General features: G+C 72.8%; 14 protein-coding genes. 5 read left to right on the top strand and 9 right to left on the bottom strand.

The features are described 5' to 3' along the window. Positions 1 to 116: 116 nt before the first annotated feature. The 4 genes from ASF89_RS04235 to ASF89_RS04220 are packed head-to-tail and all read right to left on the bottom strand — an operon-like array spanning position 117 to position 3,512. Complete coding sequence (locus ASF89_RS04235; RefSeq protein ID WP_055800542.1) at positions 117 to 1,043, bottom strand: ABC transporter substrate-binding protein; 927 nt, start codon at positions 1,041 to 1,043, stop codon at positions 117 to 119. Further along, positions 1,040 to 1,807 (bottom strand): ABC transporter permease, encoded by a 768-nt coding sequence (locus tag ASF89_RS04230; RefSeq protein ID WP_055800538.1) that lies wholly within the window; start codon positions 1,805 to 1,807, stop codon positions 1,040 to 1,042. Before ASF89_RS04230 ends, ASF89_RS04235 begins: the two co-directional genes overlap by 4 nt. After that, positions 1,804 to 2,457, bottom strand: coding sequence for an ABC transporter permease (locus ASF89_RS04225; protein WP_055812263.1), 654 nt, complete (start codon positions 2,455 to 2,457; stop codon positions 1,804 to 1,806). Before ASF89_RS04225 ends, ASF89_RS04230 begins: the two co-directional genes overlap by 4 nt. Continuing rightward, positions 2,454 to 3,512 carry an ABC transporter ATP-binding protein gene (locus tag ASF89_RS04220; RefSeq protein ID WP_055800531.1) on the bottom strand — a complete coding sequence of 353 codons (1,059 nt, stop codon included), beginning with the start codon at positions 3,510 to 3,512 and terminating at the stop codon, positions 2,454 to 2,456. The genes ASF89_RS04225 and ASF89_RS04220 overlap by 4 nt, the downstream gene beginning before the upstream one ends. 156 nt (positions 3,513 to 3,668) lie before the next feature. Here ASF89_RS04220 and ASF89_RS04215 point away from each other — a divergent pair, with 156 nt between their 5' ends. Continuing rightward, positions 3,669 to 5,183, top strand: coding sequence for an aromatic amino acid ammonia-lyase (locus ASF89_RS04215; protein WP_055800869.1), 1,515 nt, complete (start codon positions 3,669 to 3,671; stop codon positions 5,181 to 5,183). A 133-nt stretch (positions 5,184 to 5,316) separates the two neighbouring features. On the opposite strand, the gene ASF89_RS04210 is transcribed toward ASF89_RS04215, so the two are convergent. Both ASF89_RS04210 and ASF89_RS04205 read right to left on the bottom strand, forming a co-directional pair. Then, a complete protein-coding gene (locus ASF89_RS04210; protein WP_055800528.1) occupies positions 5,317 to 5,946 on the bottom strand; it encodes a cysteine dioxygenase in 630 nt (209 codons plus the stop codon). Then, positions 5,943 to 6,965: an amidohydrolase gene (locus tag ASF89_RS04205; protein WP_235476611.1), complete on the bottom strand. Its 1,023-nt coding sequence runs from the start codon at positions 6,963 to 6,965 to the stop codon at positions 5,943 to 5,945. Before ASF89_RS04205 ends, ASF89_RS04210 begins: the two co-directional genes overlap by 4 nt. 105 nt (positions 6,966 to 7,070) lie before the next feature. Here ASF89_RS04205 and ASF89_RS04200 point away from each other — a divergent pair, with 105 nt between their 5' ends. From ASF89_RS04200 to ASF89_RS04190, 3 genes are all read left to right on the top strand, one after another. After that, complete coding sequence (locus ASF89_RS04200) at positions 7,071 to 8,075, top strand: LacI family DNA-binding transcriptional regulator (RefSeq protein WP_055812260.1); 1,005 nt, start codon at positions 7,071 to 7,073, stop codon at positions 8,073 to 8,075. Between the two features lie 255 nt (positions 8,076 to 8,330). Further along, complete coding sequence (locus tag ASF89_RS04195; RefSeq protein WP_055800522.1) at positions 8,331 to 8,681, top strand: Lsr2 family protein; 351 nt, start codon at positions 8,331 to 8,333, stop codon at positions 8,679 to 8,681. Positions 8,682 to 8,943: 262 nt separating this feature from the next. Continuing rightward, positions 8,944 to 10,212 (top strand): multidrug effflux MFS transporter, encoded by a 1,269-nt coding sequence (locus tag ASF89_RS04190; protein ID WP_082489765.1) that lies wholly within the window; start codon positions 8,944 to 8,946, stop codon positions 10,210 to 10,212. A gap of 133 nt (positions 10,213 to 10,345) precedes the next feature. On the opposite strand, the gene ASF89_RS04185 is transcribed toward ASF89_RS04190, so the two are convergent. Both ASF89_RS04185 and ASF89_RS04180 read right to left on the bottom strand, forming a co-directional pair. After that, positions 10,346 to 11,893 (bottom strand): aromatic amino acid lyase, encoded by a 1,548-nt coding sequence (locus tag ASF89_RS04185; protein WP_055812256.1) that lies wholly within the window; start codon positions 11,891 to 11,893, stop codon positions 10,346 to 10,348. 1 nt (position 11,894) lies between these two features. Further along, positions 11,895 to 12,917: an ornithine cyclodeaminase family protein gene (locus tag ASF89_RS04180; protein ID WP_235476607.1), complete on the bottom strand. Its 1,023-nt coding sequence runs from the start codon at positions 12,915 to 12,917 to the stop codon at positions 11,895 to 11,897. A 165-nt stretch (positions 12,918 to 13,082) separates the two neighbouring features. Here ASF89_RS04180 and ASF89_RS04175 point away from each other — a divergent pair, with 165 nt between their 5' ends. Next, entirely contained in the window at positions 13,083 to 13,952 is an 870-nt protein-coding gene (locus ASF89_RS04175) for a MurR/RpiR family transcriptional regulator (RefSeq protein ID WP_055800517.1), read from the top strand. A 20-nt stretch (positions 13,953 to 13,972) separates the two neighbouring features. Here the strand turns inward: ASF89_RS04175 and ASF89_RS04170 are convergent, their stop codons facing one another. Further along, entirely contained in the window at positions 13,973 to 14,539 is a 567-nt protein-coding gene (locus tag ASF89_RS04170; protein WP_055800514.1) for a TetR/AcrR family transcriptional regulator, read from the bottom strand. Between the last annotated feature and the right edge of the window lie 26 nt (positions 14,540 to 14,565).

The following is a 14,565-nucleotide window of genomic DNA, read 5'->3' as shown; positions in this document are numbered from 1 at the left end:
CGACGAGGCGCCGCGTGCCCGCTCAGGGGCACCGGTCGGGCTGTTCGGTTGTGGGTCTCGCGGTGGTGCGGTGGTGCCGGCGACCGGGCGGGAGGCCCGGTCGCCGGCGAGACGACCTAGAGCAGGTCGTACTCGGTCAGGAACTCCTTGGCGACGCTCGCCGAGTCCTGCTTGTCGACCTGGACCTTGGCGAGGTACTCGGTGAGGTTCTCGGTCGTGAGCGCCTCGGAGACCGAGTTGAGGGCGTCCTCGACGGTGCCGTCGCTCTTGTCCTCGCGGACGATGGGGAGGATGTTCTCCGAGAGGAACAGCTGCTTGGTGTCCTCGAGGGTGACGAGGTCGTTCGTCTCGATGGCCGAGTCGGTCGAGAAGATGTTCGCGACCTCGACGTCGCCGTCGGTCAGGGCGGCGAGGGTGAGGGGGCCGCCGGCGTCGAGGGGCACGAACTCCTTGAAGGTGAGGCCGTACTCGGACTCGAGGCCCTTGATGCCCTGGATGCGCTCGGCGAACTCGGGACCGGCGGCGATGCGGAGCTGGTCGGCGACCGGCTCGAGGTCCTCGATGGTCTCGAGGTCGTACTCGTCGGCGGTCTCGCTGGTGACGCTCAGGGTGTCCTTGTCCTCCGCCTCGGACTGCGGCAGCGAGACGATGCCCTCGGGGAGGACGTCCTGCAGCGCGTCGTAGACGTCGTCGGGCGAGGTGACGCCCTCGGGCGCCCCGTCGTCGGACAGCGCGGCGAGCAGCGCTCCGTTGTACTCGGGCAGGAGGTCGATCGAGCCGTCTTCGAGAGCCTGGAGGTAGACCTCGCGGGCGCCGATGTTGAAGCTGCGCTTCACGTCGACGCCGTTGGCCTCGAGCACCTGCGCGTACATCTCGGCGAGCAGCTCGCTCTCGGGGAAGTTCGCCGAGCCGACGGTGATCGTCTCGCTGTCGCCGCCGGAGGCCGAGCCGCCGGTCGACTCGGTGGGGTCGGAGCAGCCGGCGAGCACGAGCATGCCGACGCCGATGACGCCGACGGCGCCGAGGAGGTTCTTCTTCTTCATGATGTGGGGGCTTTCGTTCGGGTGCCGGGACCGGGCTGTCCGGTCGGGGCGGGTGAGGTGGAGGGTGCGGGGACTGTCTTGGTGGGACGGCGGGTGACGCGTCGGCCGGTGAGGCCGGGCGAGATGACGGAGCGCTGGACGACCGCGGCGATCAGGTCGACGAGGATGGCGAGCGCGGCCACGACGACGGCGCCGGCGACGACGCGCTCGTAGGCGTTCAGGGCGATGCCGTCGACGAGCAGACGGCCGAGGCCGCCGATGCCGACGTAGGCGGCGACGGTCGACGTGGCGATGACCTGGAGGAGCGCGTTGCGCAGACCGCTCGAGATGAGCGGCAGCGCCATCGGCACCTCGAGCTTGAAGAGCACCTGCATCGGGCGCATGCCCATGCCCTTGGCCGCGTCGATCGCGGCCGGGTCGACGGCGCGGATGCCGGCGTAGGTCGTCGTGAGGATGGGCGGGATGGCCAGGATGACCAGGGCGATCAGCACGGGCAGGAACCCGCGCCCCATCAGCACGACCAGCAGGATGATCAGACCCAGGGTCGGCAGCGAGCGGCCGGCGTTCGCCGCGTTGATCGCGATGAACGAGAGCTTGCCCGTGTGACCGATGTAGAGACCGAGCGGAAGGGCGATGGCGGCGGCCACGACGACCGCCTGGATCGTGTACCAGAGGTGCGTGAGGATCAGCGACGGGATGGAGCCGGTCGCGCCGAACTGCCAGTTGGACCCGTCGAGCAGGTACGAGAGGAGACCGTCGTTCACGAGGCGATCCTCCCCGCCGCGCGGACCCAGGGCGTCGTCCGACGCTGGATCAGCACGATGATGCCGTCGAGGATCGCGGCGAGCACGACCGAGAGCACGATGCCGACGATGATCGGCGGAGCGTAGTTGAGCTGCTGCCCGCGGGTGAAGAGCGTGCCGAGACCGCCGACGCCGATCAGGGCGCCGACGCTGACGAGGCTGACGTTGGCTACGGTCGCGACCCGGAGGCCCGCCAGCATGACCGGCAGAGCGATCGGGAGCTCGACGCTGACGAGACGACGCAGGCGCCGGTACCCCATCGCCGAGGCCGCCTCGGCGACCAGCGGGTCGACCGACTTGAGACCGTCGGCGACGACCCTGACGAGCAGGGCGACCGTGTAGACGGTCAGCGCGACGATGATGTTCAGCGGATCGAGGATGCGGATCCCGAGCACCGACGGCACCAGCACGATGAGCGCCAGCGACGGGACCGCGTAGAGGATCCCGCTGAGGTTGAGCAGCGGGTGGTACAGGAAGTTGAACCGGACGGCGAGGTAGCCGATCGGCAGCGACACGACGATGCCGAGCAGCACGGGCACCAGCGCGAGGTACACGTGCTGCGACAGGGCGGCCTGGATGACCGGCCCGTTGTTCTGGAGGTACTGGATCACGCGACGTCCACCTCGCGACGGCGGCGCGCCTCCAGCTGCTTCATCAGGCTGGTGTGCCGGATGACGCCGTCGGCCACGCCGTCGGCGTCGACCCGGATGACGATGCCGACGGGCGACGTGATCGCGAGGTCCGTGACGAGACGGAGCGAGTCGCTCGTCGTGTACCAGCCGCCGGGGTGCGTCGGCGCGGCGTCCGAGCCGAGACCGGGGCCCGACCAGCCGAGGGGGCGACCGGCGTCGTCGAGGACCAGGTGCTCGGGCCCGGCCTGGGCCACGGCGACCGGCTCGACCTCGAGACCGGCGGCGGAGTCGAACGACAGGCTGCGGAAACCGCGGTCGCGGCCGACGAAGCCGGCCACGAAGTCGTCGGCGGGGTTCGAGAGCAGTTCGCGCGGAGTGGCGAACTGGGCGAGGTGACCGCCCTCGCGGAACACGGCGACGCGGTCGCCCATCTTGATGGCCTCGTCGATGTCGTGCGTGACCATCGCGATGGTCTTGCCGAGATCACGCTGCAGGCGGAGGAACTCGGCCTGCAGCCCCTCGCGGACGATGGGGTCGACGGCACTGAACGGCTCGTCCATGATCATGACGGGCGGATCGGCGGCGAGCGCCCGGGCGACGCCGACGCGCTGCTGCTGACCGCCGGAGAGCTGGACGGGGTAGCGGTCGGCCATCGACTCGGAGAGCCCGACGCGCTCCATGAGCTCCACGGCCGTGGAGCGCGCCTTCTTCTTGCTCGTGCCGACGAGGCCGGGCACGGTCATGATGTTCTCGACGATGGTGCGGTGCGGGAACAGGCCGGCGGCCTGGATGACGTAGCCGATCCCGCGGCGGAGCGACGCCGCGTCGCCGGTCGCGACGTCCTTCCCGTCGATGAGGACCCGCCCCTTCGTGGGCTCCACCATGCGGTTGATCATCCGCAGCGACGTGGTCTTGCCGCAGCCCGATGGACCCACGAACACGGTCAGCTCGCCGGTGGGCAGTTCGAGGTCGAGACCGTCGACGGCCACCGTCCCGTCGGGGTAGACCTTGCTGACGCCGTCGAAGGTGATCATGGGGCGTTCTCCTGTCGCGATGCCGGGTCTCGGAGGAGGGCGCTCCCGGCGATTCGTGAATAAGTTGATTCATCATGCGGAAGCGATGAATACTTCGTCAATACGCGTCTCAGCCTGTTTACGAGACCGAAACACGAGGGAGGCACAGTGACCGACATGCACGCCAGCGACGACCTTCCCCCGGTCACCCTAGACGGCACTCCCCTGCGAGTGGCCGATCTGGTGGCCCTGGCCGACCGGCGCGCCCGCGTGTCGGTGCCCTCTCACGCGCTCGAGACGGTCGAGCGCTCGCACCGCACGCTGCTGGCCGCGCGCGACTCCGGCATCGTCTACGGGGCCAACACCGGCGTCGGCGCCAACCGCGGCATCTCGGTCGTCGACGACGCGGTCGAGCTCACCCCCGAGGAGGAGCACCGCGAGCAGGCGGCCCACGGTCGACGTCTGCTGCGCAGCCACGCCTCGGGCATCGGCGAGATCGAGGACGACCGCGTCACGAGGGCCGCGCTGGTCGTCCGCCTGAACCAGCTGCTCGCCGGAGGGTCCGGCATCAGCCCGGGCGTCGTGCACGGCCTGCTGGCCGCGGTGCGGAGCGACTCGCTGCCCACGCTGCACCGGACGGGATCCATCGGGACGGGCGACCTGACCGCGCTGGCCGAGGTCGCCCTGACCCTCATCGGCGAGTTCCCGTGGCGCAGCGGAGGCGTCGCCCCGGTCGACTTCGCCGAGACCGACTCGCTGCCCTTCATGAGCTCGAGCGCCGTGACGCTCGCGACGACGGCGCTCGCGGCCGACGTCGCCGCGCGGCAGCTCGACGCGGCGACGGTCGTCGCGGCGCTCAGCTTCCGGGCCCTCCGAGGATCGTCCGAGGCCTTCGACGCCCAGGTGCACGCCGCTCGACCGCATCCCGGCCAGGTCCGCGAGGCGGCGCGGCTGCGGTGGCTGACCGAGTCGGTCACGGGCGATCCTCTTCCGGTGGCGCGCCTCCAGGACCCGTTCGGATTGAGGGCCTCACCCCAGGTGCACGCGCCCGCCCGCACCGCCCTCGGCGTGCTGCTCGACGCGCTCGACCGCGAGCTCGGCGGGCCGGCCGAGAACCCCCTGGTGGTGGTCGACGGCGTCCGGCACCACGGGCAGTTCCACCTGGCGACGCTGGCCTGGTCGCTCGACGCGGCGCGCACCGGCCTGCTGCCCGTGTTCAGCCTGTCGACGAGTCGCCTCGGGCTGCTGATGCGGGCCGACATGACCGGACTGCCGCCGTTCCTGGCCGACGCCCGGCGGAACGCGACGAGCTCGGGGCTGATGATCGTCGAGTACGTCGCGCAGGACGCCCTCGCCCACATGCGCATCGACGCCACGCCGGTGACCAGCGCCAGCATCAGCGTCTCGCTCGGGCTCGAGGAGCACGCGAGCTTCGCCATCCAGAGCACGCGGCTGCTGACGAGCCTGGTGCGATCGTCGGGCGCGGTGCTCGCGGTCGAGCTGTTCGCGGCCGTCCGTGCGCTGCAGATGGCGCCCGACCGCGTGGCCGGGACGCGCCTCCTGCCGGTGTTCGAGCGCCTGGTCGAGCTGATCGACCCGTCGACCGACGACCGGCCGCTCGGAGCGGACATCGCCCGGATGGAAGCCGAGCTGCCGATGCTCGGCGCCGCGCTGCGGGACTGCCCCGCCTAGGGGGTCGGGGGCGCCGGCGTGCATGCCGGGCCCCCGACCGGCGAACGGTCCGACATCGTCCTCCCGCGCGACGGAGGGCGCTCGGATGCCGCTCGCGCCCGAGTGCTCGGGCCCGATCACGGGGCCCGACGCCTCAGGAGTCGATGTCGGACGAGTCGCGGGCGGCCAGCGCGTCGGCGGCGGCCTGCTCGTCGCGGTACTGCTCGATGACGCTGACGTCGTCCATCGGGCGGAGCTCGTCCGCGTAGCTGACCGACTGCCGGCGCATGACGCCGTTCGAGCCGATCGAGTACTGCCCCATCCGCCACAGCGGCGGCGAATAGGCGTGGATCGACACCGAGCCGTCGACGTGTCCGCCCATGCGGTGGATGTGGTCGGGCCCGAAGTGGAACGACCGGCCGGCCTCGACGACGCGGCTGACCGCCTCGCCGCCCATCCGCGGGTTGGCCTCGTTCACGGCGCCCGCGACGACGGCGACCGCGCCCGACGAGATGTCGTGGTCGTGCCAGCCGGTGTCGTCGGTGGTGTCCCAGCAGAGCAGCCAGACGTCGATGTCGCTGTCGCGGTACAGCGACGCGAAGTGGCGCTGCCCGCCGCCGTGCTTGACGAGGTGGCGCCAGAGCTCGGGGCGGGTCGCCATCTCGTCGACCCAGGCCTTCAGCTCGGAGCGCGTGAGGTCGCGGCCGGGCAGCGCGGGCACGTCGGCGGCGGTCAGCGGGGCCGAGGAGGCGCCGGTCGTCGATCCGGGGGCGGTGAGGGTCATCGGGGTTCTCCTGTCAGCAGGGCGCGGGGGTTCGCGGAGACGTGGGCGTGGGTGAAGGCGTGACCGAGACCGGGATCGCGCGGCTGCGCGTACGGGCGGTCGGAGCCGTGGACGACGGGGTCGACGCCGACGACGCGGACGATCGCGTCGATCGCCCTCGTGTCGTACGACGACGTCTCGTAGAAGACGTTCGGGTCGACCGCGCCGAACGTCCCGCCACGGGCGACCAGCCGCTCGTGGTGCAGCGGGGCGAGCCCGGCGAGGGCGACGAAGACGATGCGGAGGGCCGGGTGCGCGTCGCGGCCGACCTGATGCCAGGCGAACCAGGCCGACTGGAGCTGGTTGACGTAGGGCACGACGGCCGGCCACCACGGGGGCGTGTCGGCCACCGCGGGCGCCGGCCCGGGGTGCACCATCACGGGCTTGCCCGAGACCGAGACGACGTCGAGCACGGGGGCCATCCGCTGCACGGCGGCCGGATCGAGGAGGCACGTGGCCGGCAGCTGCAGCCCGACCACCCGGTCGTCGCGCAGGATCTCCGAGAGCCCCGCGAGGTCGTGCTCGACCACGGGGGTGGCCGCCCAGACGCGGAACGGGTCGCCCAGCTCGAGCGCGGAGCGGTGCCACACGTCGATCAGCTCGCGGGCCTCGGCCCCCGGCAGGTGCTCGATGCCGAGCGGGCTCGACAGCGAGACGAGCACGGAGTCCTTGCCCTCGGCGATCTCGCGGGCGCGACGGCGCTCGACGTCGTGGGCGGCCGGATCGACCGCGTACGGGGCCTCGCCCGCGGTGAGCAGGGTCCAGTCGTCGACGAGGCGGGGCGGGGCGACGCGGTCGCGGAGCGCGGCGACGAACGCGGGGGGCCAGACGTGCTGATGGGTGTCGATGCGGCCGGCGGCGATGCGACGGGCGGCGGCGACGCGCGGGGTGGCGGCCGGGGCGGCGGACGCCGGGACGGGCGCGGAGTCGTCGACCCGCGCCTCCTCGGCGATCGTGTCACTGTGAACCGGTTCACTCATGGAACCAGTGAACCGGTTCACACCCGCGGTGTCAAGGGGGTGGACCTCTGGCCGCTGCGCGCTGCATCATGCCGACCGCCGCGCACCGCGACGTATGCTGAGCGCGTGAAGGAGCCCCGCCGTCGCACGCTCCAGGACGTCGCCGACGCGGCCGGCCTGTCGAAGGCGGCGACGTCGTACGCCCTCCGGGGTCTGCGGGGCTCGTCCGAGACGCAGGCGCGCGTCGCCCGCGTGGCCGCCGAGCTCGGGTACACCGTCGACCCCGTCGCCCGTGCCCTGGCCGGCGGGCGGAGCAGCAACGTCGTGATCGTCGGCACGCTCCGGGACCTCTGGCAGCAGGACCTCGCCGTGATGCTCAGCCGCGCGCTCGGAGGCCTGTCGCTCAACGCGTCGATCGCCGACGTCGACGCGTCGCCCTCCCGCGAGGAGGCGGTGCTCGCGGGCCTCAACAGCCGACAGGTCGAGGCCGTGGTCGCCCTGCCCGTCGACCCGTCGGCGGCGTACTGGGCCGACGTCCCCGACGAGATCCGCGTCGTCTCGATCGGCGACGCGCTGACGCACCGGCCCGAGTCGCCGGTCGTGCTCTTCGACAACACCACCGGAGTCGGCACGGGGCTGCGGCACCTCGCCGACCTCGGACACCGGTCGGTCGGCGTCCTCGCCCCCGCGATGCCCGCCACGCCCGGCCGCCCCGCCGAGATGCTGGCCACCTCGCTCGGGGCCGAGCTCGGACTCGACGTCACGGTGACGGCGACCCCCGCCGCCGTCGAGGAGGCGGCCGAGGCCACCGAGCGGCTGCTGCGCTCGCCGGCGCGCCCGACGGCGCTGCTCTGCCTCAGCGACTCCATCGCCTTCGGCGCCTACGCGGCCGCCCGCCGGGTCGGCCTCGAGGTGCCGCGGGAGCTCTCGGTGCTCGGCTACGACGACAGCGCGATGGCGCCGCTCGTCGAGCCGCAGCTGAGCACGTTCGCCTGGGACGAGGCAGCCATCGTCGCCGCCGCGGTCGACGCCCTGCACACCCCCGCCGACGAGCTCGACGACGCCTCGCGCCGGCGCATCTTCCGACCCGGGTTCGTCAGCCGCGCGTCGACGGCGGCTCCCGGGCGCTGACGGGCCCCGCGACGCGACGGCGCATCACGTCGGGAATAGCCGACGGAAATGCACCCGTGGCGATTATCGGGCCGGCGCTCTATCACCGGGGAATCTCGCGGATGCACCTGCGCAATCGGTCGGCGGATTTCACTCGTCGCCTATACCGGGAAGGTAATTGAGCATGCCTCCGGATGTATTCTCGGGCGGATTCCGACATAGTGAGTGCGGATAGCAATCCACCGCACCGACCAGCACCGAACGGATCACGTCATCATGGCCCAGAAGACATTCATCCAACTCGTCGACGACATCGACGGAACCCCCATCGCCGACGGCGAGGGCCGCACGGTCACCTTCGCGATCGACGGGGCGTCGTACGAGATCGACCTCACCGACGCGCACGTCGCCGAACTCGTCTACGCCCTCGAGCCCTTCACCTCGGGTGGCCGCCGCACCGGCCGCAGGACGAGCGCCCCGGCCGCACGCGCCGGCTCGCCCCGCCCGAAGTCCGACCCCGCCGAGCTGCAGCGGATCCGCGAGTGGGCGCGCGAGAACGGGCACGACGTGTCCGACCGCGGTCGCGTCTCGGGCGCGATCCGCGAGGCGTACGACGCGGCTCACTGAGACGGGCCCTGCCGGCTCCGATCCCTCTGCCGGGTTCGCGTTCGCGGGCCTGAGGAGAATGCGGGGATAAGCATCCCGAGGTGATTCCCGCGCATTCTCCTCCATTGCCCGCAGATGCCGAGATGATCGACGGGTGCCGCCCAACAGGAATCCGTCGCGGGCGGCGGAACCGCATTGAGCGGATCGAACCGCAAAAGAATCCGCGGAGGCGACGGAACGCGGTTTCACACCGGTTCGACGCACCGGGCCTAGGCTCGACCCGATGAGAGACGATGACGTCCCGGCGGACCCGAGCCGCCCCTCCTGGTCGTCCCGGCGCGGCACCATCCTGACGGTCGCGTTGATCGTCGGCATCTCGCCCTTCGCCACGGACATGTACATCCCGGCCCTGCCGGCGATCGCCCGCGACCTCGGAGCCTCGACCGCGCAGGTGCAGCTCAGCCTCACCGCGTTCCTCGTCTCGTTCGCCGTCGGTCAGATCGTCATCGGACCGATCAGCGACGGGACCGGCCGGAGGCGCATCCTCCTGGGCGGGACGGCCGTCTTCGCCCTCGCCTCCCTCGCCTGCGCCATCGCCCCCGACGCGACCACGCTCGTCGTCGCCCGCGTCGCGCAGGGACTCGGCGGCGCGGCCGGCTCCGTGGCGGCCCGCGCCATGGTCGGCGACACCACGACCGGGGTCGTCCGCAGCCGGCTGTTCGCGACGCTCGCCGCCATCAACGCCGTCGGCCCGGTCGTCGCCCCGCTCGTCGGCGGCGTCGTACTGTCGGTGTCGAGCTGGCGGGCGACGTTCGTGGTCCTGGCCGTGCTGGGAGTCGCACTCACCGCGGCGGCCGCGGCGCGCCTCCCCGAGACCCTCGTCGACCCCGAGCCGGGAGCCGGCTCGCTGTCGGCCTCGCTCCGGCGGATGGGCGCGCTGCTCGCCATGCCGCGGTTCCGCTGGTACCTCGTCACGGGGTGCGCGGCGACGATCGGCTTCTTCTCGTACATCGCGACGTCGTCGTTCGTGTTCCAAGAGCAGTACGGGTTCGGCGAAGGGCTCTACACGCTCGTCTTCGCCTCGAACGCGTCGTGCATGATCGCGTCGACCCTCGTGTTCCGCCGGCTCGTGGGGCGCATCGCCGAGAACCGGCTCTTCACGATCGGGCTCGTCACGTGCACGACGGGCTCGGCCCTGGTGCTCGTCGGGGCCGTGAGCGGGATCGGACCCGCACTGATCTGGCCCGCGCTCGCTCTCGTCACGGCGGGATGGGGCTGGGTGATCCCCGGATCGATCACGCTGACGCAGGCGCTCGGACACCGGTCCCCCGGCACCGCCGCCGCCCTCGCGGGCGGGCTGCAGTTCGGGCTCGGCGGAGCCGCCACCCCTCTCGCCGGGGCGCTCGGCGGAACGGCCACGGTGATGGGCGGGCTGATGCTCGGCTTCATCGCGGCGGGCCTTGTGGTGCAGCTGCTCGCGTCGTCGCGACGCGGGGCCGGAGCGGGTGCGCGCACGGGCACGGGCGGCGGCACGGGCACGGGCGGTGCGTAGCGAGGTTCAGCCCGCCCACGGTGGTCGGAAGACGCCCCTCACGACCCCACGAAGGGCCGCTTCCGCCCACCGTGCGCCGCGCACACCGCCCGAAGCGCTGAGCACTCAGCACTCAGCACTCAGCGCTGAGGGCTCAGCGCGGCTCCGCGAGCGCCCCGGCGTCGAGCGCCCGCACGAGTGCCGCCACGTCGCGACCGAACGGCCGGTCGACGACGCCGTCGGGCACGACCGCGTCCAGCGTCGCGAGCTCGTCGTCGAGCGGCGTCGGCGCTCCCGCCCCGCCGAGCACGACGCGCAGCCGCCGGGCGTGCAGCACGGCGAGCAGCTCGCAGGCGACGACGTCGGTCAGCCCGTCGAGGGCGCGGGCGAGCAGTTCGGCCGCCTCGAGCGAGAACGACTGGGCGTCCTCCTGCCCGAGCGAGGTCTCGATGAGGCCGAGCGACGCCGGCCGGGCGGACGTCAGCAGGCCGTGCACGGTCCCCACCGCGCGCTTGTGCACCGTCACCATGCCGGCCTCGGCTCCGGGCGACGACGAGAGCTGACGCGGCAGCCCCGTGATCGCGCCGTCGAGCAGCCGGTGCAGCCGCGCGGTGCCGAGCTCGGCCAGATGCAGCGCGGCGAAGCGGACCGCGTCGAGCGACGCCGCCAGGTCGAAGCCGTCGAACCCGGCCGTGCCGACGAAGGCCCCCTCGAGTCGGGCGGGCGAGTCGGTGACGCCGTCGAGCGCCCGTGCCACGGCGGCGTCGAGGGCTCCGAGCACGCGCTCGAGATGCGCGAGCGCCGGCCCGCTGACCCGGAACGACACGGGCGACTGCAGCGCCGCCGACCTCCGTTCGGCGCCGAGCAGCCCGTCGAGCCGCTCGAGCACCCCGGCGAAGGACTCGTCGGCACGAGCGACCACCGGTCGGAACGGGTCGCGGTTCGCCCCCACCAGCTCGAGCTCGGCGGCCAGGGTCGCGAGCGCCTGCCGTGCCACACGGCGGGCGTGGTCGGCCAGCACGATCGCCCGAGCCGTCGTGACGGGCACGCCCTCGATGAGGGCCACGCCCTCCTTCGCGGCGAGGAGGTGCGGGTCGAGTCCCGACGCGGCCAGCGCCTCCTGGGCGGGCACCACCGCGCCGTCGGGCGTCAGCAGCTCCCCCGAGGCGGCTCCGGTCGCCGCGGCCCCGAGGTGGGCCAGCGGCACGATCTCGCCCGCCGTGCCCAGTCGGGTGGTCGGCACGGCCGGCACGAGGTCGAGGCGCAGCAGGTCGACCAGCCGGAGGCAGAGGGCCGACGAGACGCCGGCGTCGCCCGAGAGGAAGGTCCGGAGGCGCACCGCGAGCGCCGCCCGCACCTCGCGTCGACCCAGCCACGGCTCGGATCCGGTGGCGCGCGCGATCAGGAGGCGCGCCTGGTGCCCGGCCCGCGCCTCCTCGTCGAGCACGATCGTGCTGGCGGCGCCCATGCCGGTCGTGACGCCGTAGACCGGGTCGCCCGAGTCGAGGGCGGCGAGGGTCTCGACCCGGGCGGCGTCGAGCTCGGCGATCAGGCGGTCGGTGAGCCGCAGCCCGCGACCGTCGGCGATCTCGAGGCACGAGTCGGCGTCGAGATCGGTCGCGCGGTCGACGACGAGCGGTGGACGAGCGCGCGACGGGCGACCGGAGGAGGCGCCGGGCGGGGCGGCGTGCAGACCGGCCATCTCAGCGGTACCGGAGCATCGTGCCGACCTCGGCCTCCTCGGCCGTCGTCAGCACGAGGTGGGCGAGGGCCACGTCGAGGATCGACAGCCCGCGGTGCCAGAACAGGATGCGCTCGTCGGCGTTCTCACGACCCGCCTTCGCCCCGCTGGCGATCTCGCCGAGCTGCGCCCAGAGCGTCTCGGGGCTGAGCAGACCGGTGTCGACGTGGTGCCGCAGGGCGCCGAACCGACCCGATCGCGACTCGGCCCAGTCGTCGACCACGACCTTGTCGATCACGTCGAGCAGCTCGGGCTCGACGGCGCTCACGGTGCCGTAGGGCACGACGAAGGCGCCGGGCCGGATGTGCTCGCGTCGGAGGAGCGGCGTCGGCTCCGTCAGCCGCGTCGCCTCGACGATGACGTCGGCCCCGTCGAAGGCCTCGTCGGCGGTGTCGACGACCACCACCGGGGTGTCCGTCACGGCCCGCAGCCGCTCGCCGAACGCCTCCCGCGACTCGACCCGGCGGCTCGTGACCCGGATCTCGTCGAGGTCGAGCATCGCGTCGAGCATCGTCACGTTCGAGAACGCCGTGCCGCGCGCGCCGGCGTGGGCCAGCACCTTCGAGTCGGGGCGGGCGAGGTGGCGCGCGCCGACGGCGGTCATCGCGCCGGTGCGGGCCTCGGTGACGAACGTGGCGTCCATGACGGCGAGGGGCGTGCCGTTGTACGGGTCGAAGAGGGTCGCCATCGCCATCTCGCTCGGCAGACCCTCGAGGTAGTTGGGCACGAAGTCGCCGACGACCTTGATCCCGCTGACCCCGCGCTCGCCGAGGGTCGAGACGTGCCCGCGCAGGACGTTGAAGTGCCCGACGCCCCCGTTGTCGGGCACGAGGTGCATGCGGGGCTCGAAGACGGTCTCGCCACGGCCGTGGGCGGCGACGACCGAGTCGATCGCGTCGACGATGGCGCCGGAGGGGATCTCGAGCGAGTCGATGTCGGGGCCCGAGAGGAAGCGCAGCCAGATGGGTCGTTCGGTGGTGGTCACGGTTCTCCTCGGGTCGCCGGCGTGGCATCGCCCTGTCGGACGTCCTGCCGTGAATTGAACCATGCGGCGTGTGACGGTCGTGTTTAATGATGTTCAGGAGGCGCGGTGCCGGTCTCGTCGGCCGCTACCGTGAGCAGCACACCACCGAGAGGCCCGACCGTGAGCATGCCCCACCTCGACGACGATCAGCTCGAGGGCGTGCGCGGCTGGCTCATCGACCGGGTCCACGAGCACCGGCTCTCGCCCACGCAGCGCCGGGTCGTGCAGCACATGCTCGACTCGATGCCTCAGGTCGCCTTCGCGTCGACGATCGACATGGCCGAGGCGGCCGGTGTGAGCCAGCCGACGGTCACCCGCATCGCGACCGCACTGGGCTTCACGGGCTACGCGGAGTTCCGCAACGCGGCCCGCGACGCGGTGCTGTCGGCGACTCCCCCGGCGGCGGCGGGCGCGGGCAGCACCTCGGCGACCACTCCGGGCGCCGCGCTGGCGCACGAGCGGCAGAACCTCCGCACCCTCGAGGCGACGATCTCGTCGGACGCGATGCGGCGCGCGGTCGGCCTCCTCGCCGACAGCAGGCCGCTCGGCGTCGTCGGGCTGCGGGTGTCGGCGGCGCTGGCGAACTACCTGGGCTATCTGGCGCAGCGGATCATGCCCGACGTCCACGTGCTCGACGACGCCTCGGCCCTCGATGACGGCCTCACCCAGCTGCATCTCGACGGGGCCACGACGCTGCTCGTCTTCGCGATGCCCCGCTATCCGGCCGCGACCGTGCGGGCGCTCGTCCGCGCCCGCGAGCTCGGCATGACGACCATCGGGGTCGTGGACACGCCCCTCGTGCCCTTCGCCGACCTCATCGACGTCCGACTCGTCGCCCCGGTCGGGCAGGATCTCGTCTTCGACTCGCACGCCGCCGCGGTCACGCTGTCGATCGCGCTGCTCGAGGGGGTCGCCGCGCAGGACGCCCGCCGCACCCGGACGCGCCTCGAGGCCCACGAGGAGCGCGTGGGCGAGTGGGAGCACCGCACCCCCTGACGCGGACGAGGAGGCGCGGGTCAGCTCGCCGGGGCCGGGCCCGACGCGGTGATGCGGGCGACGGCCTCCTCCGTGAAGGCCCGCGAGGGCGGCTCCGGATCGAGCACGCGGTGGATCGACAGCCCCTCGATGAGCGCGTCGACGCGGCGGGCTGTGTCGGGGTCGAAGTGCCGTTCGAGCTCGACGCGGCTGCGGCGCATCCACTCGCGGGTGATGGCGCGGTAGCGCGGCTGGCGTGCGGCGAGCGTGTACAGCTCGTACGACAGCACCTGGTCGCGGAGGCTCCCCTCGGAGGCGAGATCGTCGTGGATGAGCGAGACGACCGCGGCCCGCGCCTCGTCGGGCGTCGTCGCGGCGCCGAGGCTCCGCTCGAACCGCTCCACGATCGTGCCCGCGAAGCGCGTGAACGCCTCGTGCAGCAGGTCGTCCATGCCGTCGAAGTGATAGGTCATCGAGCCGAGGGGCACGTCGGCGCGCGTGGCGATCCTGCGGTGGGAGATCCCGGCGACGCCGTTCTCGGCGATGAGGTCGAGGGCGACGTCGATCAGACGGTCGCGTCGTCCGGGGTCGCTGCGCCGGGCTGTCATGGCGACCACCCTAGTCAGCGTGCGTA

It is taken from the genome of Frigoribacterium sp. Leaf172 (genome assembly GCF_001424285.1).
Classification (GTDB): Bacteria; Actinomycetota; Actinomycetes; order Actinomycetales; family Microbacteriaceae; genus Frigoribacterium.
This window is presented reverse-complemented; position numbering and strand designations above follow the sequence as displayed.